A 26,093-nucleotide genomic window follows, 5' to 3' on the forward strand; every position below is an offset into this window, starting at 1 on the left:
AGCTGGTCGTCTAGAACAGCGCCATCGACCCGGCATGTGTTATTTGCGTCGAGCCGACCACACGGCCCACTTGAGGCGGAATTGTCACATTTTCTTCCTTCAAAAGCATCCGCACAGCGTTCAGGGTCTGACCAGGGCGAAAGATTGTCTTGAGTAGGGTAAACCGACGCAACTCGTCCAGTGACGCACTCCGTCCCGGCAGGCCCGCTAGGTGCTCCAGGAGGAGACGACGAAGCGGTCCGAGTTGAGGCATAGGTCGTATTGGCAGAGTTTCCTGATTGGGGTCTCTGGGATCCCTATACCCGATGCCCTGATATGGATCGACACGCCAGATTGCATCCTTCATCTTTTCGACACCCTTTTCGGAATTGGTGCCGTAGACGAGGTATAAGAGATTGCTGCGCTCGTCGGCTAGTTCGAAGTCTAGAACGTACTGGAAGCCCGCCTCGTTTAGCACCCGACGATACTGCGACTTGATGTATTTAGCCTTTGCACCCTTAGGCTGAGCTTGAACTTCCCGCCACATCACAGGGCCGAAGACTCTGTCTCCATAGTGCCGGGGGTCAGAAGCGAACCTCCAGAACTGACTGGGCTGCATCGTTACGATCACTTCGGCCGCCTTACTCTTGGCCGTCTTGGCCAAAATTTCGAAGTCGACGGCGGAGCCCCATGTATCGAGGATCAGCAGTAGAGGCTTGTTCCATACTCGATGTTTCTCAAGAAGAGGGACGAGGTCGTCCCGGCAGTTTCCTTTCTGAGGATCAACTACCAATCCGCGCGCCGCTAACGCGGCCTTGTCCAACGTGCCAAGCTCACGGAAAAGGACGTTACGCAAATGGTCGACGCGTCCTTGGTCATCTTCAAGAAGGAGAAAACGACCCTCCCGCCCTGGCCTCGGCGGGGAAACGCAACCCAGAGCTGCCCTCAGGGCAATGACTGGAGATCCCGGCGATCCATCCTCGTATTCGCCGGGACCAGAAAATCCTTCGGCGTAGGTAACACCTTTCGAGCTATACACCGACTGGAGCAGAATGGGGAACCAGGCATTGAGATAGCTACGGTACACAAGGTGCTTGGCCGCTGTGTGCGGGTCCTTCTTCCACAGCACTTCATCAGGCGTTGACAAGGCCCCCCCTGTCTACAGTGCGCAGTCGTCTCGACACCGTAAGACATGTTGGCCTTGGTTCGCTACCCCTCTATCCGACCGTCGTGACGGCGGCAGCCCTCAGCTGCGGCATCTCGTCCCATGTCTCCCCGTCTAAGGTTCGACCGCCAGCCTTCGGCGTCCTGCCTCCCCACTGCTTAAAGAAGAAGGCCACCTTCTGCAACTGACACTGATCACGGAGATCACGCACCCATGCTGGATCGATGGGCCGGGCGCCTGCCCCTGACTCACCGCCTGCAATAAGCCAATGGATGCCCGTCAAATCTAGCGAGGCCAGAGGGCCGAGAAGGGGTTCAGCAGAGATGAAGCGCACGGCCGCCGGTACGGCCCGTAGAGGATCTATCCGGACGACCTCAGATGCGTCCTCCACACTGACGCCGATCCAGACGTTCGCGGGCCAGGTTAGCCGTGGGGCGAGCTTGACTAAGCGAGAAGCCCTCTTCGTTAGTACCTGGTAGGTGTGCTGTGGAGTAGCCGCCATGACCTCGAAGACTTGCTCGACAAATTCAAAGGGCACCTTCGCGTGGAACAAGTCACTCATCGAGTTAACGAACACAACCCGGGGGTCCCTCCAGCGCAAGGGCAGGGTCAGCTCTCCCGGATGGACGGCGACGCCAAAACCTGGCCCGGAGGTGCGCGGGTCACCGTCCGTCTGGTACTTGGGCGAGCCCATAGCCTTCAGGCGCTTCGCAAGTGTAAGGGCGTAGCAGTGGTCACAGCCGCGCGAGATCCGATCACAACCAGTAGTCGGATTCCACGTTGCTTCAGTCCACTCGATGGAACTCTTGTCTGCCATTACCACACTCCCTGGCCGGCTTACCTAATTCTGTCGAACATGCGTACGGATTGGAAGGTATACGGTCGGTCTTTCTTGTGGATCAAGAGAAAGACGTCTCGCATGGTGAACCGTTGGGTAGCCCTTACAGCAACGGTGGAAGATAGCGACTGGGACGAGGACGACCAGGATGTACCGCCCTACGGACCCTCGGCCGGGTACTGGCGACCGGCACAGACGCTGGCAGACGGTCCGCAGACCACTCGGAAGCAAGGAGATTGGCAGCGTGAAGGCGCATGACTGATCTCCGTGGTGGGCCTTCACGCGGACGGCGTGGCAGGGGCTAGTGTCCTGCGCCAGAAATTCGCCTACAAAATCGTGCGAGTGATTCGAGGATCTCTTCGGCGGTCTTGGTCCAGATGAAGGGACGTGGATTGCTGTTCCAGTCGGTGATCCACGCCCGGATGTCCGCCTCAAGGGACCGGACGCTCTTGTGCGCGCCACGACGGATCTTTTGTTCGGTGAGGTAGCCGAACCAGCGTTCGACCTGGTTGAGCCAGGACGAGCCGGTCGGGGTGAAGTGCATGTGGAAGCGGGGGTGTCTGGCGAGCCAGGCCCGGATGGCCGGGGTCTTGTGGGTGCCGTAGTTGTCGCAGATCAGGTGGATGTCGAGGTCGGCGGGCACGGTCTTGTCGATCGCGGTCAGGAACTTCTGGAACTCGGTGGCGCGGTGCTGGCGGTGGAGTTGGCCGATCACGGTGCCGTCGGCGGCGTTGAACGCGGCGAACAGGCTGGTGATGCCGTTACGGACGTAGTCGTGGGTGCGGCGTTCCGGCATGCCGGGCATCATCGGCAGTACCGGCTGGGAGCGGTCCAAGGCCTGGATCTGGGATTTCTCGTCGACGCACAGCACCACGGCCCGTTCCGGCGGGTTGTGGTACAGGCCGACCACGTCAACGACCTTCTCCATGAACTGCGGATCGGTGGACAGTTTGAACGTGTCCGCCCGGTGTGGCTTGAGGCCGAAGTCCCGCCAGATTCGCCCGATGGTGGACTTCGACAGCCCGGATCGCTCGGCCATTGACGTGCGGGACCAGTGCGTGGCGTTGCGTGGTACCTGCTCCAGAGTCGCGACCACCACCTGTTCCACCTGGTCCAGGCTGATCGACGGCGGACGGCCCGGCCGTTGCTCGTCGATAAGGCCGTCGAGCCGCAGCTTCAGGAACCGCCGCCGCCACTTACCCACAGTGGACAGATGGACACCCAGCTCCGTCGCCACGTCGACGTTCGAGGCGCCCTCGGCACACGCCAGGATGATCCGTGACCGCATCGCCAGAACCTGCGACGACTTCGCCCGCCGTGACCAGCGCGTCAACGTCGCCCGCTCTTCGTCCGTCAGCGTCAACGGTGGGGTCGGACGCCCGGTTCTTGGCATCCTCGTAGCCTACACCCACTTATAAGGCGAATTTCTGGCGCAGGACACTAGTACGTTAGGCGACAAGTCGGTGGTCTGAGAGGTCGGTTCGAGGATCTTTGAGTTGATCTATGCCGTGCGTCCGGTTGAGGGTCTTTGATCGGGTCCCCGCTGTTGATAGCCGGCCCTCGATGCTGTGAATGTGAATCGCGGTCGTGACCTTCGGGTCACGGTGGCGTTAGCCCGGTCATGGGTGATCGGAAGCCGTACCCCAGTGATGTCACCGACGCGCAGTGGGCGCTGATCGGGCCGTTCCTGCGGGCATGGAAGGCCAAGCGCGTCTCGGTCTCGGGCCATCAGGGCGACTACGACCTACGGGAGATCGTGAACGCGATCCTCTACCAGAACCGGACCGGCTGTCAGTGGGCGTACCTGCCGCACGACCTGCCGCCGAAGTCCGCGACCTACTACTACTTCGCCCTATGGCGCGACGACGGCACCGACCAGGCGATCCACGACCTGCTGCGCTGCCAGGCCAGGGAGAAGGCCGGCCGGACCGAGGACCCGACCGCGGTCGTGCTGGACAGCCAGTCGGTCCGGGCGGCGAACCATGTCCCGGCCGCCACGACCGGCAAGGACGTCGGCAAGAAGGTGTCCGGCCGCAAGCCCGGCCTGGCCGTGGACACCCTCGGTCTGATCATCGCGGTCGTGGTGACCGCCGCGTCAGTCACCGACAACGCCATCGGCATACGACTGCTCGACAAGGTCGTCGAACACACCCCGACGGTCACCCGCGCCTGGGGCGACGCCGGCTTCAAACAGGACTTCGCGCTGCACGGCGCCGTCCTCGGGGTCGACGTCGAGGTCGTCAAACGATCCGACTCCCGCCCCGGGTTCGTGCCGGTACGCAAGCGGTGGATCGTGGAACAGACCTACGGCACCTTGATGCTGCACCGTCGTCTCGTCCGCGAGTACGAGAGCCGCCCAGAATCGGCGGTGTCACGGACGTTGTGGGCGTCGATGGTCACCATCGTGCGTCGGCTGACCGGCACCAGCACCCCGTCCTGGCGGCACCGGTGAACCTCACCGTGATCCTCGACCTGATCACCGCACGCGAAGCCACCGCCGGTCAGGCCGCCGACCGGCTACGCGAGCAGATCACCGCCCTCACCGCCGACCTCACCCGCATCGAGGGCGAACTGGCCGCCCTGACGACCACCCGCACCACCCTGAGCGCCCTCACCGCTGCCGAGTTCACCGCCGACGCCCCGACGATCGCCAGCGCCCCCTACCAGCAGATCCTGGACGTCCTCACCACCGCGCCCGCCGGCATGCGAGCCAAAGCTATCTGCATCGCACTCGACGTCGAGCCCTCACCGAACCACGTCGAGAGCACCCGCGCGAAGCTGAAACGAATGGTCCACCGCAACGTCCTCACCGAAGACGAACCCGGCGTATTCACCCTCATCTCGAAACGGACCTAAACCTTCGAACCGCCCTCTCAGGAGCTGCTGGGGCGCCGGCTGTTTGGTTCCTGTGTCGCCCGGTAGTCCTTGGGGGATATGCCGTATGCGTTGCGGAAGACTCGGCTGAAGTGGGCCGGGTCGGTGAATCCCCATTCGGAGGCGATCCTCTGGAGCGTTCGGTGGGCCAGGAGTGGATCGGCAAGGTCGTGGCGGCAGCGTTCGAGCCGACGGTGACGTATCCACCTGGCCACGGTGAGGTTTTCGTTTTCGAACATCCGGTGCAGGGCGCGGACCGAGATGCCGTGCGCGAGGGCCACCATCTGCGGGGACAGGTCGGGGTTACGGATTCGCCGTTCGATGAAGTCATCGATGCGAAGCCGTAGCACCCGTTGCCGCGTCTCCTCCAATGACCGGAAGTCGTCCAGATGCTCGCTGTGCAGGAAGGCGGTGAGGAGGTCCACAGCGATCGTGGACAGCCGAGGTAGGTCGGTCGACCGGTAGCGGTCAGCGTGTCGGACCAGTTCGACAAGGTAGCGAGCGAAGAGAGGGCCGAGCCCTTCCTGGCTGGGCAGAGCCGCCCCGAAGAGTGAGGTGGCGGCCTTTGGCATGGGAAGCAACTCCACCGGCATCTGTATCAGCAGCCCTCGGACCGGATTGCGGGCGAGGAAGCGGAAGGGCTGCCAGCTATTATAGATCATCGCCTTTCCCTCATCGATGAGGGAGGAATCACCGTTGGCGAGGTCGAATCCCAAGCCGTCACTCAAGCTCAACCATGTGATCACCTGCCCTGGATCATGCCGGCGGATCAACTTTGGGGATCGGTAGGAATTGAGCGGTGTGAAGCCCAGGGCAGACACCTGGATGTCACCAAGGTCCACCATTCGCGCTGACGCCTGGAAGTTGTCCGTGTGCTCAGTACGCATGACAGCGGGCAGGATGCCGCCATCGACGGCCTCCTGCCAGGCCGCGAAGCGCTCCGCCTGCGGCAGGCCTTCGGTCCGGAAATCCGCATAGGCGTCCATCCACAACCCCCATGGTCAGCCAAGATCTTCCACTATGCGTCAGCCCGCCGCAGGCGCCTGGCGCGGATAGTCAAGAGTCAGGCGCTAGCGGTCAAGGCATATGCTACATCGATCGTCGACACTTGGCGTAGAAAGATCAGCGAATCGAAAGGAGGAACGTTGACATCTAAAGGATGCCTCGCATTTTCATAGTGGCCTGTGGCGGATTATGTGTCCGGGTGCAAGTGATCGTCACGGCATGCTCGGAGTGATCCTCCCGCTCGTCAGAATGTGGACCGCCCAGTTTTGCCGAATCGCATTGATTGGAGATCGAGTGTCAAGAGTTCTGCGTAAAGTCGTAGCTACGTCAGCCGTCTCGCTACTGAGCGCCGTGGGTCTCGCCGCCACCCCATCGCAAGCGTCCGCGATGCCCAACTCCGAAACCATTTCGACCGTGACTCATGTAAGTACAGACCTTTCGGATATCCCGACGCCTGCGGTGCTTTATGGCAGGTACGCAACGCTGTCCCAGTGTATAAGCGTGGGAAGCAAGGGGGAATTCCATGGTCGGTGGCTGAGCTGGAGCTGCTACGACAACAGGCCCATCGACGTACAGCTCTGGGTGGTGTATAGCTGATCGGTTCAGTCGAGCCTGATCGGCTGACGCGCGGCGTACCTCTGCCACCGCCACCGGGCATGGCGTTACGGAGATGCAGGGCACGGAGGCCGGTCGGCACTTTTCGATCGGCCTCGCGCTCCCGCGCGGCACCCGCCGACGCGACCATCGCCAGCCCTGCCTACCAGCAGATCCTCGCAGTCTTCCACGCCACCACCGACGGGATGCGCGCCAAGGACACCGAAGCCCTACGCGCCAGACTCAAACGCCTCGTCGCCCGCCAAATCCTGGCCGAACCCGAACCCGAACCCGGCCTGTTCACCCTCGCCTCGCCAACGCGGCGCCCCGGACAGCCTTGCGAGCAGGACTTCCAACCTCCAGCCAAACCCACAACGGACATAACCTCTCGAACCACCCTCTGAGACCGCGCTTCAGTCGAGCCGTTGCAAGCCACGGAAGAGCCACGCTCAGTCTGGGCTAATCACACCACTGCCGAAACATTCTCATTAGGATCAAGGCGCCGCGCAAGCGCGGCGCAGGCCCGCCCGCGCTCGACCTGCTGGCGGCCTCCGGCCGGCATCGGCCGGCGCGGCGGGCCGCACCATCACGCCTCGCCCCACGATCAGGTCTGGTCCGAGCAGTGCTTCAGCGACAGCGGTAAAGGGGGATCCCTACTGCATGCCGAGCACCGCTACGGCCATGGTCCGCAACCGGCCGTAGTACCCGCGCTCTTGTTGACCGGTCAGGATCGGTAAGACGCGGTCAAGGTCGGCCATGCAGCGGGTGAGAGTCCTTTGGCGTCTTCCGTCCAGGCTGCCTCGATTACCCAGCCGGGTGCTGACACAGCCCGCAATGTCGGCGTCGAGCATCACCATGTCAACGCCAAGCAGGTCTACTCCCCTCAGGTGTTCTGGGAAGGCTGCCCGCAAGTGGGCGTCCCACAGTCGCGCCACGGCTTCGAGTTCTTCGCCCTCTGTCCGCATTCCACGATGATCCCAGCCAGTGACAGCCGTGACGATCGCGAGGGTGGCTGGCCGCCGTCGTGGTTAGGGCGATCGCTGCCGCGCCGCTGCGCGGCTTGCCACCGAAGTACGTGGTACAGGCGCGCAGAGAGCCGGCGGCACGGCAAGCCGCCCCTGGCCGGAAAGGCCGGGGGCGGTGAGCCGCACACCGCCGGACAGCCGCGCGCCCATCGCGCGGCCGTGCCAGCCACGTGCCATAAGCCGGTGTCGCGAGCGGTCACCAGCGGGCAGGGGCGGGCACCACGACACCGCCAGCGACCAGGCACTTCAGACAGATCAGGTCAGCGGATCACGATCTTCCAAACTGGCGGCCTGGCGCTGCTATGGTGCGGCCGTGTCGGATCCCGTAACCGTTGCCGCTCTACTTCGCCCGCTCCTGGGCAGACGCCTGCTCGCGGCAACCGAGGCACGGCACTGGTTCGACGAACGGCCAGTGACGGGAATTAGCGGCCTGCTGCATTTCTGGCTGCACTTCGAGGGAATGCCAGCCATCATGGCCCACGGCTGCGGTGAGCTGCTGATGCTCACCGAGGAAGAGCCCTACCCGTCGTACGACATGCAGGAGCACGGACAGACCGTGGTCGGGCCGGTCCACCCCACCGACCTGCTCGGCGAGGTGGCTGGGCAACGCCTCGTCGACGTGGGCCTCATCCAGGGGCACAGCACGATTCCGACTGTCGGCGGAGTCCTGCTCCACTTCGAACGGACCGAGCTACTCATCGCGACCCTGGCCGACGAATGGGTCTGCCAGCCAGGACCGATCCCGGACCAACTCCGCCAGTACCTGTCGTTCATCGGCTGGCTGAGCAGCCCCGCACTCACTACCGAAGGGCAGTGACGTCGGTGGCCAGGGCCACGGACTATTTACGGACTGATCTTGAGAGAAAGCGGCCGCGCGTGAACCGTTTCAGCAGGTCAGAGGGCCGCACACCGGCTGAGCCGTACTCCATTCCTAAACCGTGTGTCGCAGGTTCGATTCCTGCCGGGGGCACCTCGAAGATCAGCAAAAACGCCACCTGACCAGCAGATACGCTTCCCAGTCGAGTTGACCACGTAGACGGCCATAGTCCACCCTCAGCCGCCGCCTGTCGCCAGTCGTGCAGAATACGTGCGAAGATCTTGGTCGAGTTTCCGCAGGTCAGGCGGCACAAATGCAACGAGGTCGCAGCGTCAGCCACGACCTCCCGCACCCTACCCGTGATCAACTGCCCTCCTCCTGCACGCTGACTGGCCCGAGACCACGTCACATGGCAACGGGAAGTGTCTCGATCCAGCAGTCATCGACCTTTGGGATGATGGGGTTGTTCCGGGAGAATGTCTGGCCCCTCGGGCCGAAGCTGTTTCGCCGATGGGGTTGCCGTTGACTTTTCGAGTCTGCTGCGACCCCGGTCAGGCCACGATGTCCGGATAAGGACTCCTCATCGCGCCGAAGTAGGCCTCGGGCGCTCCTTCAATATGCTCGGGCAGTTCATCCATGAAGGCGCGCAGCAGAGGGGTCGCGTTGTGCCGGTCGAGGTCCTCCCGCGAACGCCAGACCTCATAGAGGAAGAATCGGCCGTCCTCCTGCTCGTGAAGGTGGTATTGAAGGTTGCCCTCGTGCCCTCGAGACGGCTCGACGAGGCCCATCAGGAGCTTTCCGAACTCGTCGGCATGTCCGGGCTTGGGGGTCAGGAATCCGTAGAGCGCAACGGGCGCTGGTGCAGTAGAAGTCGTCGTCATGTGATCAACATAGGATGTGACATAAGTGTTAGATTCAAGGCGTTTTCTTATGAGGTGGGTCACATGAAGATCGGGGAGCTGTCCCGCGACACGGGCGTGGCCGTACGTCTGCTCCGCTACTACGAGGCTCAGGGGCTGCTCACCTCCAGCCGCAGCGAAGGCGGCCACCGCCATTACGATCCCGAGGCCCCTGCCACCGTCGCGCGCATCCGCACCCTGCTCGCCGCCGGGCTCCCTACCAAGGTCATCCGCGAGCTCATGCCCTGCTTCGTCGGCGACGGCACCGAGCTCCAGGCCTGCGTTCTCGACCACCTCAGAACCCAGTACGCCGAGTTGGACTCCCGCATAGCCGACCTCACTCAAGCCCGTACGGCTCTGGGCGGCATCCTCGAAGCCTCCGACCTAGCACTCACTCACACCTAAGAGGTTTCATCACTCACTCACGCCTAAGCGGTTTCATGAGTCGATTGATGGGATCGTGAGGCTGGTCGCGGCGAGGAACGACCACAGCACGACAGCGTCGCGGCGGCTGCGTTGCAGGCCGTGGAACGGCTGTCGACAGCAACGCCGCCGGACGGCAGCACACCGACGAGCGCAGGCCACGGACGAAGCTCCAAGCATGCAGCCGTTGCCGGACGCGTTCGGACACGACGCACAAAGCTTGCAAACGAGATGCGGACCTTGCAAGTGACGCCACTGCCAAAACATTCTCACCAGGATCAAGGCGACCTGCTGGCGACCTGCGGCCGGCGCATCGGCCGGGCCGGCCGGCCACGCTGACGGGACAAGAGCACGAGGGCTGAGGCGGGACGATCGCCATCGGGTTGCTCTCTGTCGAGGTCGGGGCGATCAGCTGCCGTGCAGCGGAGCTACTTGGCCCCGGATTCTCGTGGGCACCGTCCGCGGTCGATGACGACGAGGACCAGGTCGTGACCCGTCCCCCGGATGCCGGATTCTCTACGCCGCCCGCCCGGCGTCAAGGGCGCTGCGCGTCGGCACGCCGATGGCCTACGGTCGCCCTTGACTCCGACCGGGGCGACACAGACTTTGGCATCTTCTATCCGGGGGACGGGGGCAGCATGGCGGCCAGTCCGCATCGAGTCCACACGATCGCGAGCGCGGACCGAGAACGATGCGAGACGATGAGAAGCCCCCGCGCAGGTCAGGCCGGGGGAGCCCAGGTCATCGCGCAGGGGCAGCTTGATCTCGACATCTATCGGGTGAGGAGGAATGGCGGGTCACACCTCATCACAGCGAACAGCTCGACCTTGCTCCGGGGCATGCTGCCGCTCCCTCAGACAAGTCCCTCGTGAAGGAATCGCGCTCAGCGCTTCGTCTCGTACCTGGTCAGGATCACGCCGCCGGGAAACGTACGCGTCTCCACCAGGTTAAGGTTCACCCAGCCGTCCAGCGCACTGAAGAACGGTGTGCCGCCGCCCACGAGGACCGGATGGGTGACGATCTCGTATTCGTCGATCAGCCCGGCCCGCATTACCGCCCCGGCGAGCGTTGCGCCACCGACCCTCATCGGCCCGCCGTCCTCGGCCTTGAGCCGGGTGATCTCGGCGATCGCGTTGCCGGTTACCAGGCGAGTGTTCCAGTCGACCTTGTCGATCGTTGAGGAGAACACCACCTTCGGCGTGTCCCGCCAGTTCCGCGCGAACTCGATCTGCGCCGGGGTGGCTCTCGGCTGCTGGTCGCCGGTCGGCCAGTAGGCGCTCATGCTCTCCCACAGTCGGCGCCCATACAGAAACAGGCTGATCACCCGCTCCTGATCGAGCCACCACTGGAAAAGCTCATCGCTCGGCCCGCTCCATCCGATGTCGTCGCCGGGCGCCGAAATGTAGCCGTCCAGGGTCAGGTTCATGCCGTAGATCAGTTTCCGCATAGCACCATGCCTTCCGTCAGTCGGTCTCGGAAGACTAAACCAGTCGAGCGGAGGAAACTGATCGGTGCGCAATCTGTTCGTACGGAGCGGCTCCCGACCCTCGCTCAAGACTTCCAAGCCGCTCGTCCCGTACACCTTGGTTCGTGCCATTAGCGTGCCATTAGGGCGAGTAAACCACGGTCACTCGCGGCATTGGTCGAGGCACTTACACGCGGCGAAGATGCCTTCATGATGGCTTCGCTCGATTTCCCAAGCTGCCGGTATCTGACCCCAGCCTGACCCCAGCACGACGCCCACAGCCGTCACCGAATGAACGCCGGCCCCGAGCCAGCGGGCAGGCGAGGCGGGTAGCAGCGGATGCGGAAGGTTCCTACGGATCAGAGGGTGGCTGTACAGCCATCCGTACAGCCAAGCTGGCCGACATGGGCAGTCCGAGGCGACGGGAGCGACAGGACGAGCAGGCCAGCGGCAGCCACCGACGCCAGCCGACAGGTGTCTTGATCCCTGCAAGACAGAGGTAGCCGCCACGCTCGCGGCCTGCCCTACGGGGGCGCCTCCGGCCGTCCTCGGGTGTCCGCAGCGCACCGTGCCGAGCGCCTGCCATGATCTTGGCTCGCGAAGCCGGCAAGCAGCCAGCCCGCCCAGGTCACGGGCACGGGCGTCACACTGCCGCAGTCGCCTTCCTAAACCGTGTCGCAGGTTCGAATCCTGCCGGGGGGCACCTCGAAGATCAGCAAGAACGCCACCTGACCAGCGGATACGCCTCCCAGTCGAGTTGACCTTGTAGGCAGCCGTAGGCCGCCCTCAGCCGCCGTTTGTCGCCGGCCGCGCAAAACACGTGTAATGATCTTGGATCGCTGACATGGTCTTTTTCCCAGCTCAACGCCTCCACGCTGAAGCGAGAAAGGGCGCTGGACGTCCGGCAGGATCACGGCCGTGATTGACCCGGGGCCGAGCCCGCCAAGCCGTCTTGCCGTGGAGACCCGCTTCATAGCGCTCCTTGACGGCAGCCAGTCACGGGATGGGGTGGACCGGTGGGCCAGCCGGGTCATGCTCGACCTTGACGGATTCGAGGTCGATGAGGCGGTGTGGTGGGCACTCGGCGTCCTCGCCGGCATCGACCTACGGCACGGGCCGGAAGAGCCGTACCTGCATGACGATGCGCAGGTTCGCGGCTGGCTGATGGAGTTCCAGGAACGATGCGCCCTCATCGGCTGAGAGCCGCCTCGATCCGTTCGCTCATCCGGCCACGGTCCCCATCGAGTACCGGCGTCCCGGGCCACACGGTAAGCCGCTGACGCAGAGCCCGCCTCCGACGTGTGGGCCGGGGGCAGGAAGCCGTAGGAACGCCGGGCGGTCGCAGTGCTACCCGTCGTTCTGTAGCTCGCCCCTGATCAACTGGCCGACGGCTTCGATGTCCTTTGACTGGACGAGCTCTTCTAGCGCTCGGGCCATGGCGGCTACCCCTGGTTCGGGGATGATCACCAGGTCGGTTGACCAGAAGTAGGCGCCGCCGGCAGTCTCTCCGCTGGTTCGCTGCCGCTGCAGTACTCGCTCGATGGCGGGCAGGGTGAAGAAGGTGAGGTAACGGACGGAGCCGTCGGTGAGGTGTACGTGGACATCGGCGTCCTGGACGGACTCGGGGGGCCCATTGCCGAGCAGGAAGCGTGCGGTGAAGGCTGGTCGCTCCACCATGTAGTAGGAGCCGTTCTGCACTGGCCCTCCGGATATTCAGCGGCCCTGAGGTCCGTAAGTAGAGACATCTCATTCTGGAGCATCGGTTGGCGTGCATATACCCGCAATGATCTTGACCGACCGACCGACCGACCGGCCAGGCCGACAAGTGCAGGCCCCGGTTCGGCTGGATACCCGCCTTCGACGCCAGGGAGGACATCCTGGCGACGGAGGGGATCGCGGCAAGACGGAGGTGTCGACCACACGGACCGCTGCGGCTTCCGGACCGGGCTCTACGCTTGGGTCGGGGCGACGGGGGGTGCTGTGCCGAGATGAGCCGTCTGACCGTTCTGGACAAGGTCGCCTGGGAGGGCCGGGAGCTCCCGGGTGACCGTACGGCCGCATTGTTGCGGGCGCTTGTCGGTGCCGGGCCCGGAGGGCTCAGCGAGGACGCGCTGGTCGACCAGGTGTGGGACGACAGCGTCCCGGCAAACCCCCGCAAAGCATTGCAGGTAGTGGTCTCCCGAGCGCGGTCGGCGACCTCGGCTGACGTCATCGAGCGTACCCGGAGCGGCTACCGGCTCAGTCTCGCCGTGAGCGAGGTTGACGCGTGGGCGCTGCGGCCGGAGGGGCTACGGCTGGCCGCCGAGGGTCGATACGCCGAAGCCCTGCCGCTGCTGGAGCGGGCGGCCCGTGACGACGACACCGAGGTCGTCACCGCCCTGTTGCGAGCCCTCGCGGGAGTGCGGGGCGTGCCCGCCGCGCTGGTCCGCTTCGAGGAGTACCGGACGAGGTTGGCTGACGCGCTCGGGATTGATCCGTCGCCCGAGCTGCAAGCGTTGCACGCCGAACTGTTGGCCTCCGACCGGCCGGTGCGCAATGGGTTGCGTTTCGACGCCGACCGGTTGGTGGGCCGTGAGGCCGACACCGCCGCATTGCGCGTCCTGGTCCGTACCCACCGGGTGGTCTCGATCGTCGGCTCGGGCGGCCTCGGCAAGACACGGCTGGCTCACCTGGTCGCCCGGTTGGCGGAGCAGCCCGTTGTCCACTTCGTCGAACTCGCCGGCGTCACCTCGCCGGAGGGGGTCGCGATCGAGGTGGCCGACGTGCTCGGCGTACGCGACACGGTGGCCGGCCGGGCCGTCACGTTGCGTCCGGCCGACCTGCTCACCCGTCTGGTCGACGCGGTCGGGACCGTACCGGGGCTGCTGGTGCTGGACAACTGTGAGCACCTGGTGGAGGCCGCCGCCGACCTGGTGTCCGCACTGGTCACCCGTACCCCCAACCTGACTGTGCTGGTCACGAGCCGTATCCCGCTCGGCCTGCCCGCGGAACGCACGTATCCGCTGCCGGAACTCCCGCCGGACGAGGCGGCCGTGCTGTTCGCCGAGCGGGCCACCGCGGCCCGGCCGGGGGTGGTTCTGCATCCGGCCGAGGTCCACGACCTGGTGGTCCGGCTCGACGGGCTGCCGCTCGCGCTGGAGCTGGCGGCGGCGAAAGTCCGCTCGATGAGCGTCGCCGAGATCACCCGGCGGCTGGACAACCGGTTCGCGCTGCTGCGCGGTGGCAGCCGGACCGCTCCCGAGCGTCACCAGACCCTGCTGGCGGTCATCGACTGGTCGTGGAATCTGCTCACCGAGGAGGAGCGCGTCGCGTTGCGGCGGCTGGCCGTCTTCCGGGACGGATTCTCCCTGGACGGGGCCACGGCGGTGCTGGGACACGATGCTCGTGAGGTCGTTACTGGATTGGTGGAGCACTCGCTGGTGGTGGTCCGGGAGACCTCGACGGTGCGATACCGGCTGCTGGAGACGGTACGTGAGTTCGGCCGCATGCAACTCGTCAACGCCGGTGACGACGCGTTGGCGGACCGGAGGCTGACGGCGTGGGCGGCCGAGTTGGCATCGCAAGCTGGTCGCCGGCTGCACAGCCCGGACCAGGTCGAGACGATGGCCCGGGTACGGGAGGAGGAGGGCAACCTCGTCGACGTCCTGCGCCGCGGTCTCGCCGATCGTGACGGTCCGGCCGTGACAGTGCTGTACGGGGTGCTGGCCGGCTTCTGGGTGATCGAGGGCTCCCACGCGAAGGTGTTGAGCCTCGGCTCCGCTGTCGTGGAGTTGTTGCTGTCGGCGCCGACTCCGCCGGAACTCGTCGCCGGGACCCGGGTATGCCTGGGGATCGTGGGAACCAACGAGATGATCCTTCGCCGGGCGATCAGCGAGCGCCTGCTGAACCGTCTCCGCGAGCTCGGCCCGGGACCGGAGCCGCAGGTCGCGTCGATGGTCCGGTTACTGGTGGACTGTGGTGTCGCCGCGGAGCGGCAGGTCGAGCGGTTGTCGGCGTTGGGCGATGACCCTGACTCGACCGTCGCGGGGTTGGCCCTGCTCTGGTGTTCGCACGCCTACGAGAACCTCGGCAATCTTGCCGCTGCCCGCTCCGCCGCCCGGCGGGCGCTCGACCTGTGCGACGACGCGAACGGGCCCTGGATGCGTGGCACCCTGTCGGCGACGGTCGCCGGCCTGGCACTCCAGACCGGCGATCTCGTCGAGGCCGGGGCTTACGCCCGGGCGGCGCTGCCGGTGTTGAGGTCGCTGGGCGCTTATGAGGACCATGCGCAGATCCGGGCTGGCCTGGCGATGCTGGCCCTGCACGAGGGGCGGCTCGACGAGGCTGAGCAGATCTTCGACGAGGTCGCAGCTGAGGACGGGGCGCAGGCCATATTCGGCGGTGCGATGGAACTGATGTGTGGCCGGGCCGAGTTGCTGCTCGCCCGGGGGGAGACGGACGCCGGGCTGGCGGCGTACGCGGCGGCGGTGGCCACGATCAGCGAGCGCGGGATGCCGGGCATGCAGGCTGTCGCCTTCGCACCGTGGGTGATGTTCCCCCGGGCCGCGTTGGTCACGGCCTTCACCCGGTACGGGCGGTCCGCGCGTGGCGACCGCGACGGACTCGTCCGCGAAGCCCGGGCCGTCCTCGGGCAGGAGGGCTTTCTCGACGTACCGGTGCTCGGCTGTGTCTTCTTTGCCCTGTCGGTGTGGGAGCTTACCTTCGGTGACCGCAGTGCCGGCGCGACGCTACTCGCCTACGCCGACCGGTTCGCGTTCAACCGGATACTGCCGAGCTTCGACTGGTCGTGGGCGACCTCGCTCGCGCAGCCGGCCCAGATCGCGCCCGGCGATCCGGTCCAGCTGCGCGAGCCGCTCCAGGCCCTGCTCCGGAGCCTGGGCTAGACCTTGCGGTTGTAGGAGCGTACGGCCAACGGTGCGAAGATCGCGACGATCACGGCACAGCCCAGCAGTGCCCAGGCGACGTTACGGGTGAGGGCACCGTCGTTCATGAGGTCGCGGATGGCGTTGATGACCAGCGAGACCGGGTTGGCCTTCACGAATGCCTGTAGCCAGCCGGGCAGGGTGTCAGCCGGGACGAACGCATTGGACAGGAAGGTCAGCGGAAACATGATCATCATGCCGGCACCCTGTACGGCCTGGGCCGTCCGCAGCACCGTGCCGAGCCACGCGAAGATCCAGGACAGGGACCATCCGGCGATGACGACGAGAGTCCATCCCGCCGCGACACCGACGAACCCGCCGCCGGGACGGTAGCCCATCAGCAGGCCGGTGATGATGGTCAACGTCGCGGCAATGCCATAGCGGAGCAGGTCGGCGGTCATGGGTCCGGCCAGGGGCGCGATACGCGCCATCGGCAGCGAACGGAATCGGTCGAAGACGCCCTTCTCCATGTCCTCCCGCATCTGGGTTCCGGTGGCCATGCATGCGGTCAGCGACGTCTGGACGAGGATGCCCGTGATGATCGTGGGCAGGTAGCTCTTCACGTCTCCCGCGATCGCGCCGCCGAAGATGTACGTGAACATCGCCGTGAAGAGCAGCGGCTGGATGACAACGTCGAAGAACTGCTCTGGATTGCGTTGCATCTTCTTCAGTGCCCGCCAGGCCATGGAGAAGGTGTGGCTGGCCGTCTCGCGCAGTGACGTGTGCGGGTTCAGGCGGCGTCCGGCCGCGGGAATGATCAGTGTGCTCATCGGGACTCCTGTGCGTCAGGGTTGGTGTCGGTGTAGTGGCCGGTGATGGCGAGGAAGACCTCGTCGAGGGTGGGTTGGCGGACCGATGCGGTCGAGATGCCGATCTCGGCCGTGCGCAGCGCGATCAGCACGTCGGCGGCGCGGTTCGGGTCGGGCAGGGCGATGGACAGGCCGCCCGCCTCGGGCGTGAGCGCTGGCGTCTCGTGGAGGATGCGCTCCGCCAGTCCAGCCGCCTCGGCCGCACGCTCGGCGTCGGTGAGCTGGACGTAGAGAGTGGAGTTGCCAACGCCGGCCTTGAGCTCGTTCGGTGTGCCCTCCGCCACCTTGTGACCACGGTCGATGACCGCCACCCGGTCGGCGAGCTGGTCCGCCTCGTCCAGGTACTGAGTGGTCAGCAGCACCGTGGCACCGTCGCGGATCAGGTCGCGGATGGTGTCCCACATCTGCCCGCGAGTGCGGGGGTCGAGCCCGGTCGTCGGCTCGTCGAGGAAGATCAGCGGTGGCTGGGAGATGAGCGACGCGGCCAGGTCGAGCCGGCGCCGCATACCGCCGGAGAAGGTCTTGATCTGGCGGCCGGCGGCGTCTTCCAGGCCGAACCGTCCGAGCAGTTCGGTGGCGCGCGCCTTCGCCGCCTTCGAGCGTAGGCCGAGCAACCGACCGAACAGCCAGAGGTTCTCGGCTGCGGTGAGGTTCTCGTCGACCGAGGCGTACTGCCCGGTGACGCCGACGAGTTGCCGGATCTGGTGGGGCTTCGACGCCACGTCCACGCCGAAGATGCTGGCCTCACCGCCGTCGATCGGCAGCAGCGTCGTCAACATGCGCAGCATCGTGGTCTTGCCCGCCCCGTTGGGCCCCAGTACGCCGAAGACCTCGCCGGTACGGACGGTGAGGTCGATGCCGTCGACGGCGGCGACATCACCGAAACGCTTGACGAGTCCGCGGGCCTCGACGGCCAGGTCGGCCCCGGGCGGGGAGGCTTCTGTGGCGATAGCCGGGCGGGCGATGGCCTGAGTGAGGTTCATGGCCAGCACTCTGGCGCACCCTGCCTTCACCCCGACATCACGCCGGTTTCACGGGCCTTCACCCGACCACCACGTACGTCAGCGATGGGCGCGAAGCTGGCGGATGCCGCGCCAGCCGAGGTACGACGTAGCCAAGCCACTGATGACGCCGAGCGCCGCGAGAAAGAGCACGACCAGCCAGGCGGAGCCGTACAGCTCGTGATCGTCGGCGAAGTGGATTGCGGTGTAGACCGCAGTGACGGCAATCAGCACAGTGACGATCGCGCAGAGGATTGCCACCACGATGGCCACGACGGCACCCGTTCGGGCCGGACGCCGGACAGGCAAGGGTTCTACGTTCATAAATGCACTCTACGGAGACGCCCCGATTTCGACGTCGTGGGTCACCGTCAGCCGTACCACGCCTCCTCCGATCTCCTCGATCCCTCGAATGCGCTGCCGGGCCGCAGGTCGAAGTCGACCCGGGAACCCGATCCCGGTTGAGCTGACAGGGCAACCGGGCCAGGATGCCCAGGTGCGTATCCTCTTCACCTTCGCGGGCGGGCGGGGTCACTTCGATCCACTGGCGCCCATCGCGCGAGCCGCCGAGGCGGCCGGACATCAGGTCGCCGTCGGCTGCCGCAGTTCGATGATCCCCACGATCCAGGCCGACGGCTTCGCCGTCTTCTCGGCCCAGACCGACCGAGACGTACCGCCCAAGCGCCTGCCGCTGCTGGAACTCGACCCCGACCGGGAAGACCGTGATCTCCGCGACGGGTTCGCCGGCTGGATGGCCCGGACACGCACCACCGGGGTACGGGAGCTGTGCGAGTCCTGGCAGCCCGACCTACTCGTCTGCGACGAGACCGACTTCGGGGCCATGATCGCGGCCGAGCGCCTCGGTATCCCGTACGCCAGTGTGCTGGTCCTGGTGGCCGGCTCCTTCGCCCGCCCCGAGCTCCTCGCCGACACGTTGAACCAACTCCGCGCCGAGCAGGGCCTGCCGGTCGACCCCGAGCTGGCGATGCTCAGCCGCCACCTCGTCCTCTCCCCCGGCCCGGTCAGCTTCCGCGATCCGGCGTACCCGCTGCCGGACACCGCGCACCCGCTCGGGCCGTCACCGTCCAGGGCATCCGACATCGACCATCCTGCGATCGACTGGCTCGCCAGCCGAACCGGCAACCCGACGGTCTACTTCACGCTCGGCACGATATTCAACCTGGAGTCGGGCGATCTCTTTTCCCGGGTGCTCACCGGAATCACCGAGCTGGACGTGAACCTGCTCGTCACGGTCGGGGCGCACATCGATCCCGAGGAGTTCGGTCCACAGCCGCCCAACGTCCGCGTCGAGCGGTTCGTCCCGCAGGCCGCGGTGCTGCCGTACTGCGATCTGGTGGTTTCGCACGGCGGCTCCGGCAGCGTGCTCGGCGCGCTGGCCCACGGGCTGCCGATGGTCCTGTTGCCGATGGGTGCCGACCAGCCGGCGAACGCCGCCCGCTGCGCGGACCTCGGGATCGCCGAGGTGCTGGACGCGGTGCGGGTCACCGCCGATGGTGTACGCGAGGCGGTGGCCGCCGGGTTGGCCGATCCCGACCGTCGACGGGCGGCGGTACGCCTGCGTGACGAGATCGCCACGCTGCCCGGACCGGAGTACGCGGTGACGCTGCTGGAACGGTTGCACACGACACGAGGACCGGTCGTCGCGAGCTGACCCTGCCTGTCTGGCTGACCCGACCGTCGGCCGAAGCACTCCTAAGCGGACATTCCGGGGATCGGACTTGCTGATTGGTCGGGCTGGTAGGGGCCGAGTTCGTCGATGTGCCGGTCGATCAGCGACTGGTCGGCACCGGCTTCGATGAGCAGGTCGACGGCGATCACCACGTACCAGTTGTCGGCCACGGCGTGCATCGCGGCGGCCTCGGCGAGCAGGTCGGGATCGGTGGAGACAGCGGCCAGTTCGGCCAGCGCCGCAGCGCGGGGAAAGCCTTCGCGGTAGCCACCGGCGTGATCGTTGGCGATCTCGTGAAGCGTGATGACGACCGCCCGTCGCGCGGTGGTCTCCTCCCGGCTGCTACCCATCGCCTGATTCTATTCGAACACACGTTCGAACGCCAGTCGAGCCAAGCCTCAGTCGGCACGGGCGAAGGCTTGGCCCGACTGGCCGAAGACTTGGTCGCCACGGGCGAAGGCTTGGTCGGCACGGCCGAAGTCCCGCAGACGCCGTTATCGCATAGATCATGCATCAATCTGAATATGAATCTGACTCTGCCACTGAAAGTCGAAATACGAGATATTTTATGCTCGTGTCGAGCGCCATTTCCTCACGCCCAGTCAGCGATGGATCGCATAATGCATCGCAGGTCGCCAGGCATTGGGCCAAAAGCGACATACGGAGAAGTGAGAGGTGGAGCATGAAGCTCACCTTTGTCCGCAAGACGGCGCTGTCCCAGGTAAGCAACTGCCCGTCGCTCTACCGCACTGATCGCGACACCTTCGTCGTACAGGGTTGGCGGGTGTCGGACCCGGAGGCTCTGGCGCAACTCGACATCCCCTCCCACGAGACTGTGGTCGAGGTTCCTACCGACGTACTGATAGAGATCGCTAAGACGCTGTAACAGCGGGTAGGAAAACCGGCGATCGGCTCACCGGTCAGGAGTACGCCGCCCCTTCGGGATGCACGCATCGTTTCCGGGCCGGTGAGCCGATCGAACCTATCCCCATTCCATCGGAGCCGTCCGCTGTCCACAAACTCAGTCAACTGCAATACAGCAATCAACGCCCGCAGAGCTGTACCGTGACGCCTACCTGAAGGCGGCCTAGGAGCAGGTGATGTCCGGCAATCAGACCGGCAGCGGTCGAGCGACACTCGGGGCCAGACTGCGGGAATTGCGCGCACGCGAAGGCATGTCCGGCGTAATGCTGGCCGCCCGGCTGGGTTGGGTCCAGTCCAAGGTGTCCCGGATCGAGACGGGCCGTCAGGTGCCCACGGGCGACGAGGTGCGGGCCTGGGCCGAGGCGACCCAGGCCGACGACTCGACCGTCGACGAACTGTTGCAGGGCCTTCGGACGCTACGCACCGCCTACATTCCGTGGCGACGAGGTAGCGGCCCCCACCAGTCGGGAGGTTCGCGGTCGGCGATGGAGCTGGCCGCTGAGGCGACCCTGGTCCGCAACTTCGAGGTCGGTGTCGTCCCTGGCCTGCTCCAGACCGCCGACTACGCCCGGGTACGACTCGCGGAGGAAGTGGGACTACGCGGTGCGCCCGCCGACGACCTGGAGCACACCCTCCTGTTGCGGATCCAACGGCAGCAGGTGCTCTACGACTCGACCAAGAAGTTCCAGTTCGTGGTCACCGAATCGGTCCTACGGATGTTGCTCTGTCCGGTCGAGGTGATGCGGGGCCAGCTCGACCGGCTCGCCGCACTGATCGGAATGGGCAACGTGGACCTGGGCGTCATCCCCACCAGCGTCCTGCTACCGGTGGCCCCACTGCACGGCTTCGTGATGTTCGACGACGCCATCACCATCGAAACCTGGGCCGAGGGGCAACTCCTACAGTCACCCGCCGACATCAGCCGGTTCCGCTCCATCTTCAACCGGCTACACGGGATCGCCCGACACGGCGAAGCCGCACGTCACATCATCCTCGACGCACTGACCCAACTCCGCCCGGCGGCGTAGGAACACCCCAGGGGGCCGGGAGGCCCAGCCGGTCACGCAGCTGGGCGGCGGTCAGGTCTGCACCGTAGACGGGCGTACCAGGTTGTTGGCGACGACCGCCAGTGGCCAGCATGCCGACGTCGACCGGGTCGAACCCGAGCAGTTCGACGAGGTCGAAGACCGTACGCTTGGCCCGTTCGTCGTCGCCGGAGACCGGGAGCGCGTAGCGGAACTGGGCCGAGGACTGCCGGCCGAAGTCACGCAGGTGCTCCCAGTACATGGTGTTGAACGTCTTGATCACGTAAGCGTCGCGCAGGTGTGCCTGGACCAGCTCACTGGAGGTGGTCTCGTCCCGGTCCAACTCCGGGAGGTGCCCGTCGCGCTCCGGGTAGTAGTTGGTGGTGTCGATCACCGTCTTGTCCGCCGTACCGGCCACGGGTAGCTCGGCGTAGCGGCCGAACGGCACCGACACGATCACCAGGTCGCCACCCTGGGCCGCCTCCTCGGCGGTGACCGCCCGGCCCCCCGCACCGACGAGATCGTCGACCAGGTCGACCAGGGTCTGCGGGCCGCGTGAGTTGGCGATCAGGATCTCGTGCCCGTGTTTCGCCAGCAGCCGGGCCAGGGTGCCGCCGACGTGGCCCGCGCCGATGATGCCGATCCGCATGGAGCGGCTTACCCGGCCCTCCGGGTGGCAAACGGTACGCCGAACCGATCCCGCGAACCGCTCCGGGCAGAAGACCACACCGGGCAACGCGCTCCGGTCCCGACATCGACTCCCTCTCGAACACCCCTTCGATCGGGAGAGACGAATGACGAGATGGAGACGGATGGTCCGGCGCGGGTCGGTTCCCGTCCTGGCCCTGTCCCTGGCAATGGGCGGTGCCGTACCGGCCACTGCCAGGGACAGGGCCACCGGCGGCCCTTCGGGTCCCCGTCCGGCGGCGGGTACGGGTGCCGACGAGCGGATCGTGACGCTGCTGACCGGCGACCGCGTACGGGTCAACGATGGCAGCTATCTGGTGGAGCCCGGCCCGGGACGCCAGAAGATGATCTTCCACCAGCAGCGGGTGGACGACCGCGACTACGTGATTCCCGCCGACGCGCTCGGCCTGGTCGGCTCGAAACGACTGGACCGCCGCCTGTTCGACATCACCACCCTGCTGGAGATGGGCTACGACGACCAGGCAACGGCTGACCTGCCGCTGCTGGTGATCCCGGGGGCGGGCACCGAAGCCGCCGTCGCGTCGGCCGGCACCGGTCGGCGGGTGGTCCGCGAACTGCCCAGCGTCAAGGGTCACGCGGTGCGCGTCGCCAAGCCCGAGACCGGCCGGTACTGGGCGGAACTCTCGGGCACCATGACACCGGGTGCGCGCGGCAGCGCACCAGCCACCCGGGTCTGGCTGGACGGCCGCCGCAAGGTGAGCCTCGACAAGAGCGTGTCGCAGGTGGGCGCACCCAGCGTATGGCAGGCCGGGCACACCGGTCGGGGGGTGAAGGTCGCCGTACTCGACACCGGCATCGACTCGGCGCATCCGGACTTCGCCGGGCGGATCGCCGAGACCCGCAACTTCACCGAGGACCCGGACACCAACGACCTCGTCGGTCACGGCACGCACGTGGCGTCGATCATCGCCGGCTCGGGCGCGGCCTCCGGCGGAAAGTACAAGGGCGTCGCCCCGGACGCGACCCTGCTGGCCGGCAAGGTCTGCACCTGGGACGGCTGCTCCGACTCGGCGATCATGGCCGGTATGGAGTGGGCCGCCACCAGCGGGGCCAGGGTGGTCAACCTCAGCCTGAGCGGTGGCGACACCCCCGAACTGGACCCCGTGGAGGAGGCGGTCAACAACCTGACCGCCCAGCACGGCACGCTCTTCGTCGTCGCCGCCGGCAACGAGGGCCCCGCCTCGGGTACGGTCGGCTCGCCGGCCAGCGCCGACGCGGCCCTGGCGGTGGGCGCGGTGGACGCCAACGACGACCTCGCCGTGTTTTCCAGCCGGGGACCGAGGTCGGTTGGCGGCGCGATCAAGCCGGAGATCACGGCTCCGGGGGTGGACATCGTTGCCGCCCGAGCTGCCGGCTTCCAACCGGACGATCCGGTCGGCGACTCGTATGCCCGCCTGTCCGGCACCTCCATGGCCGCCCCGCACGTCGCCGGAGCCGCCGCACTGCTGGCCCAGCAGCACACCGACTGGCGCTCCGCCGGCCTGAAGGCGACCCTGATGGGTGCGGCGGTGCCGAACCCGGAGCTGACCGTGCATGAGCAGGGGGCGGGCCGGCTCGACGTGGCCGCCGCGTCGACGCGTACGGTCCGGGTCGAGCCGGCCACCATGGACCTTGGCCTACAGCGCTGGCCGCACACCGACGACCAACCGGTGAACCGTACGCTGACGTACCACAACTCCGGCAGCGCGCCGGTCACGTTGGCCCTCGCCGCCGAGATCACCGGCCCGGACGGCAAGGCCGCACCCGCCAACATGTTCCAGGTGCAGCCGAGCCAGCTCACCGTGCCGGCCGGTGGCAGCGCCACGGCCACCCTCACCGCGGACACCCGGGTCTCCGGCGCCGAGGGCGTCTACCTCGGTAGCGTGCTGGCGACCGCGACCGGCGCATCGCTGCGTACCCTGCTCGTCGTCGACCGCGAGCTGGAGAGCTACGACCTCACGCTGACCCACCTCGACCGTACGGGCGCGCCGACCCCGGCCTACTCCACGGTCCTGGATGGCGTCACCGCCTCCGGTGCGGCGTGGCCCCACGACCCGGACGGCACGGTCACGGTACGGCTGCCCACGGGCCGCTACCACCTGACCAGCACGATCAGGGGCGAGTCCGACAGCAGCCTGTTGACCCAACCGGAGTTGAACCTCACCGGTGACACCACGATTACGCTCGACGCCCGGACGGCCCAGCGTAGCGCCACCGTCTCGGTGCCCCACCCGGGCGCAGAGTCGATCGGATCGGCCATCGGCTTCTACCGGCACCTACCGGACGGCACCCTCACCAGCACTTCGTTGTTCACCCAGGGCGGTGGTTTCGAGCCGCTGTACACCGCGCACCTGGGCGCCGCCCTACCTGCCGACCAGATGAGGGGTCGGGTGCTGAGTTGGTGGGGCGAGCCCGCCGCCAACGGCGTTGGTTTCTCGCACGTCTACAACCTGGCCTGGTATCCGCCGGGGCGGCTGCCCACCGGGTTCAACCGGCAGGTCCAACATGGCGAACTGGCGGTGGTCCAGGCGAAGCACCGCGTCGCGCAGACCGTGCAGAAGATGACCGGGCCTTCGCTGCCCGACTTCCTGGACTCCTGGCGCGGGGGCAGTCTGGTCGCCCCGCCGGGCGACCGGACCGAGTACTACACGACCGAGGGTGGCGTCCGATGGTCCTCGGAGATCTGGGGCGGCGACATCGGTCAGGAGTCCGCGCCGACCGCCTACCCGGTCGGGGAACAGACCGAGCAGTGGCTGGCGGCCCCGTTCGGTCCGGGCTTCGCCGCGCCAGCGATCCAGGGCAATTCGTGGATGTCCCGTACCGGGGACAGGATGTGGCTGATCCCGCCGATGTTCGCCGATCGGACGCTTCACCACACCGGCTCTGCCGATTACGAGTCGCGCCGGCGGGCTCTCTATCGCAACGGCGTGGCGGTGCCGCTGAACGACAACGGGGAATACGACGTGCCGCCGGAGGCGGCCAACTACCGGTTCGAGGCCGAGGACAACCGGATCGCCGGGGCGGAGCTCTCCACCCGGGTCAGCGCGACCTGGACGTTCCGTTCCGGGCACGTGTCAGGCGGCAAGACGGCCCACCTGCCGGTCATGGCCGTACGGTCGATGCCGGCGCTGGACGAGCAGGACGCGGCTCCGGCCGGTCAGCGGTTCCGCTTTCCGGTGACCGTACAGCGGCAATCCGGGGCACCGGGGGCAACCGTCGTGGGCCTGACCCTCGACATCTCCTATGACGGCGGTAGGACGTGGCAGCCCGCCCGTCTGGTCCGAAACGGCAACAACTGGACCGCCACCGTGGACCACCCGGCCGGTAACGGGTTCGCCTCGCTTCGGGCGTTCGCCGTGGACTCGGCCGGCAACACGGTACGCCAGACGATCATCGACGCGTACCGACTGAAGGGATGACCTGCGGGTGCTGTTCCGAAAAAGCGACAAGGCGGCGGCCGACGAGGAGTACACCGAGTACGTCCGCGCCACGATGGACCGTTGGCGTCGGGTGGCGTACCTGATGGCCGGCGACTGGGACCGAGGGGACGACGTCCTCCAGCAGGTGCTGACCGAGCTCTACCGAAAGTGGAACCGGGCGCGGCAGGCAGAGAGTGTCGACGCGCTCGTCCGGACGATGCTGATGCGTCGGTTCATCGACGGGCAGCGGCTCGGTTGGGCCCGGGTCCGGCTCGGCACCGAACTACCGGAACGGGCCGCGACCGAGGGGATGGACCTCACCGACCGGCTGGACCTGATGACCGCACTGCGGCAGGTGGCCCCCCGGCAACGCGCCGTCCTGGTCCTGCGCTACCTCCACGACCTGTCGGTCGAGGAGACGGCAAAGGCGTTGAACTGCTCAATCGGCACGGTCAAGAGCCAGACAGTGAAGGGTCTGGAGAAGATGCGCCGCCTGCTTCCGTCACCCGTCAGCACGCGCTGAGGAGCCAGA

General features: G+C 66.4%; 24 protein-coding genes. 11 read left to right on the forward strand and 13 right to left on the reverse strand.

Annotated features, from left to right (window positions below):
• Nucleotides 1-10: 10 nt before the first annotated feature.
• The 3 genes from tcmP to FHR38_RS10410 form a co-directional block, all read right to left on the reverse strand.
• Nucleotides 11-1,126, reverse strand: a complete 1,116-nt coding sequence (gene tcmP, locus FHR38_RS10400; protein ID WP_184534473.1) for a three-Cys-motif partner protein TcmP — start codon at nt 1,124-1,126, stop codon at nt 11-13.
• 70 nt (nt 1,127-1,196) lie between these two features.
• Nucleotides 1,197-1,961 (reverse strand): DUF5131 family protein, encoded by a 765-nt coding sequence (locus tag FHR38_RS10405; RefSeq protein ID WP_184534474.1) that lies wholly within the window; start codon nt 1,959-1,961, stop codon nt 1,197-1,199.
• A gap of 322 nt (nt 1,962-2,283) precedes the next feature.
• Complete coding sequence (locus FHR38_RS10410) at nt 2,284-3,375, reverse strand: IS630 family transposase (protein ID WP_184534475.1); 1,092 nt, start codon at nt 3,373-3,375, stop codon at nt 2,284-2,286.
• A gap of 228 nt (nt 3,376-3,603) precedes the next feature.
• Between FHR38_RS10410 and FHR38_RS10415 the strand changes: the two genes are divergently transcribed.
• A complete protein-coding gene (locus FHR38_RS10415) occupies nt 3,604-4,434 on the forward strand; it encodes an IS5 family transposase (protein WP_184534476.1) in 831 nt (276 codons plus the stop codon).
• Nucleotides 4,431-4,838, forward strand: coding sequence for a hypothetical protein (locus FHR38_RS10420; protein WP_184534477.1), 408 nt, complete (start codon nt 4,431-4,433; stop codon nt 4,836-4,838). The genes FHR38_RS10415 and FHR38_RS10420 overlap by 4 nt, the downstream gene beginning before the upstream one ends.
• A 17-nt stretch (nt 4,839-4,855) precedes the next feature.
• Here the strand turns inward: FHR38_RS10420 and FHR38_RS10425 are convergent, their stop codons facing one another.
• Together FHR38_RS10425 and FHR38_RS10430 are read right to left on the reverse strand one after the other, a co-directional pair.
• Nucleotides 4,856-5,842, reverse strand: coding sequence for a helix-turn-helix domain-containing protein (locus FHR38_RS10425; RefSeq protein WP_184534478.1), 987 nt, complete (start codon nt 5,840-5,842; stop codon nt 4,856-4,858).
• A gap of 1,266 nt (nt 5,843-7,108) precedes the next feature.
• Nucleotides 7,109-7,420 carry a hypothetical protein gene (locus FHR38_RS10430; protein ID WP_184534479.1) on the reverse strand — a complete coding sequence of 104 codons (312 nt, stop codon included), beginning with the start codon at nt 7,418-7,420 and terminating at the stop codon, nt 7,109-7,111.
• Nucleotides 7,421-7,793: 373 nt separating this feature from the next.
• On the opposite strand from FHR38_RS10430, the gene FHR38_RS10435 reads away from it, so the two are divergent.
• A complete protein-coding gene (locus tag FHR38_RS10435; protein WP_184534480.1) occupies nt 7,794-8,297 on the forward strand; it encodes a hypothetical protein in 504 nt (167 codons plus the stop codon).
• A 551-nt stretch (nt 8,298-8,848) separates the two neighbouring features.
• Here FHR38_RS10435 and FHR38_RS10440 read toward each other — a convergent pair.
• The gene (locus FHR38_RS10440; RefSeq protein WP_184534481.1) at nt 8,849-9,178 is read right to left on the reverse strand and encodes a putative quinol monooxygenase; all 330 of its coding nucleotides are present in this window, start codon (nt 9,176-9,178) and stop codon (nt 8,849-8,851) included.
• A 63-nt stretch (nt 9,179-9,241) separates the two neighbouring features.
• Between FHR38_RS10440 and FHR38_RS10445 the strand changes: the two genes are divergently transcribed.
• Complete coding sequence (locus FHR38_RS10445; protein WP_184534482.1) at nt 9,242-9,601, forward strand: MerR family transcriptional regulator; 360 nt, start codon at nt 9,242-9,244, stop codon at nt 9,599-9,601.
• Nucleotides 9,602-10,502: 901 nt separating this feature from the next.
• On the opposite strand, the gene FHR38_RS10450 is transcribed toward FHR38_RS10445, so the two are convergent.
• Nucleotides 10,503-11,066, reverse strand: coding sequence for a dihydrofolate reductase family protein (locus tag FHR38_RS10450; protein ID WP_184539493.1), 564 nt, complete (start codon nt 11,064-11,066; stop codon nt 10,503-10,505).
• A gap of 936 nt (nt 11,067-12,002) precedes the next feature.
• Here FHR38_RS10450 and FHR38_RS10455 point away from each other — a divergent pair.
• On the forward strand, nt 12,003-12,284 hold the full coding sequence (locus FHR38_RS10455; protein ID WP_184534483.1) for a YxzC family protein: 282 nt from the start codon (nt 12,003-12,005) through the stop codon (nt 12,282-12,284).
• Between the two features lie 147 nt (nt 12,285-12,431).
• Here the strand turns inward: FHR38_RS10455 and FHR38_RS10460 are convergent, their stop codons facing one another.
• Nucleotides 12,432-12,782: a hypothetical protein gene (locus FHR38_RS10460; protein ID WP_184534484.1), complete on the reverse strand. Its 351-nt coding sequence runs from the start codon at nt 12,780-12,782 to the stop codon at nt 12,432-12,434.
• 290 nt (nt 12,783-13,072) lie between these two features.
• Between FHR38_RS10460 and FHR38_RS10465 the strand changes: the two genes are divergently transcribed.
• Nucleotides 13,073-15,967, forward strand: a complete 2,895-nt coding sequence (locus FHR38_RS10465; RefSeq protein WP_184534485.1) for an ATP-binding protein — start codon at nt 13,073-13,075, stop codon at nt 15,965-15,967.
• Here the strand turns inward: FHR38_RS10465 and FHR38_RS10470 are convergent.
• From FHR38_RS10470 to FHR38_RS10480, 3 genes are all read right to left on the reverse strand, one after another.
• Nucleotides 15,964-16,776: an ABC transporter permease gene (locus FHR38_RS10470; RefSeq protein WP_184534486.1), complete on the reverse strand. Its 813-nt coding sequence runs from the start codon at nt 16,774-16,776 to the stop codon at nt 15,964-15,966. The two genes, FHR38_RS10465 and FHR38_RS10470, sit on opposite strands and share 4 nt — an antisense overlap.
• Complete coding sequence (locus FHR38_RS10475) at nt 16,773-17,798, reverse strand: ATP-binding cassette domain-containing protein (protein WP_184534487.1); 1,026 nt, start codon at nt 17,796-17,798, stop codon at nt 16,773-16,775. The genes FHR38_RS10470 and FHR38_RS10475 overlap by 4 nt, the downstream gene beginning before the upstream one ends.
• 78 nt (nt 17,799-17,876) lie before the next feature.
• Complete coding sequence (locus tag FHR38_RS10480) at nt 17,877-18,089, reverse strand: hypothetical protein (RefSeq protein WP_184534488.1); 213 nt, start codon at nt 18,087-18,089, stop codon at nt 17,877-17,879.
• 223 nt (nt 18,090-18,312) lie between these two features.
• Here FHR38_RS10480 and FHR38_RS10485 point away from each other — a divergent pair, with 223 nt between their 5' ends.
• Complete coding sequence (locus tag FHR38_RS10485) at nt 18,313-19,488, forward strand: glycosyltransferase (protein ID WP_184534489.1); 1,176 nt, start codon at nt 18,313-18,315, stop codon at nt 19,486-19,488.
• Nucleotides 19,489-19,529: 41 nt separating this feature from the next.
• On the opposite strand, the gene FHR38_RS10490 is transcribed toward FHR38_RS10485, so the two are convergent.
• Nucleotides 19,530-19,856, reverse strand: a complete 327-nt coding sequence (locus tag FHR38_RS10490) for a hypothetical protein (RefSeq protein ID WP_184534490.1) — start codon at nt 19,854-19,856, stop codon at nt 19,530-19,532.
• A gap of 332 nt (nt 19,857-20,188) precedes the next feature.
• On the opposite strand from FHR38_RS10490, the gene FHR38_RS10495 reads away from it, so the two are divergent.
• Nucleotides 20,189-20,392 (forward strand): hypothetical protein, encoded by a 204-nt coding sequence (locus FHR38_RS10495; protein ID WP_184534491.1) that lies wholly within the window; start codon nt 20,189-20,191, stop codon nt 20,390-20,392.
• A gap of 214 nt (nt 20,393-20,606) precedes the next feature.
• Complete coding sequence (locus FHR38_RS10500; RefSeq protein WP_184534492.1) at nt 20,607-21,458, forward strand: helix-turn-helix domain-containing protein; 852 nt, start codon at nt 20,607-20,609, stop codon at nt 21,456-21,458.
• Here the strand turns inward: FHR38_RS10500 and FHR38_RS10505 are convergent.
• Nucleotides 21,418-22,104: an NADPH-dependent F420 reductase gene (locus FHR38_RS10505; protein WP_184534493.1), complete on the reverse strand. Its 687-nt coding sequence runs from the start codon at nt 22,102-22,104 to the stop codon at nt 21,418-21,420. The two genes, FHR38_RS10500 and FHR38_RS10505, sit on opposite strands and share 41 nt — an antisense overlap.
• Before the next feature lie 145 nt (nt 22,105-22,249).
• Between FHR38_RS10505 and FHR38_RS10510 the strand changes: the two genes are divergently transcribed.
• Together FHR38_RS10510 and FHR38_RS10515 are read left to right on the forward strand one after the other, a co-directional pair.
• Entirely contained in the window at nt 22,250-25,561 is a 3,312-nt protein-coding gene (locus tag FHR38_RS10510; RefSeq protein WP_184534494.1) for a S8 family serine peptidase, read from the forward strand.
• A gap of 7 nt (nt 25,562-25,568) precedes the next feature.
• The gene (locus tag FHR38_RS10515) at nt 25,569-26,084 is read left to right on the forward strand and encodes a SigE family RNA polymerase sigma factor (protein WP_312882023.1); all 516 of its coding nucleotides are present in this window, start codon (nt 25,569-25,571) and stop codon (nt 26,082-26,084) included.
• Nucleotides 26,085-26,093 lie beyond the last annotated feature (9 nt).

Origin of the sequence: Micromonospora polyrhachis (assembly GCF_014203835.1) — a bacterium.
GTDB lineage: Bacteria > Actinomycetota > Actinomycetes > Mycobacteriales > Micromonosporaceae > Micromonospora_H > Micromonospora_H polyrhachis.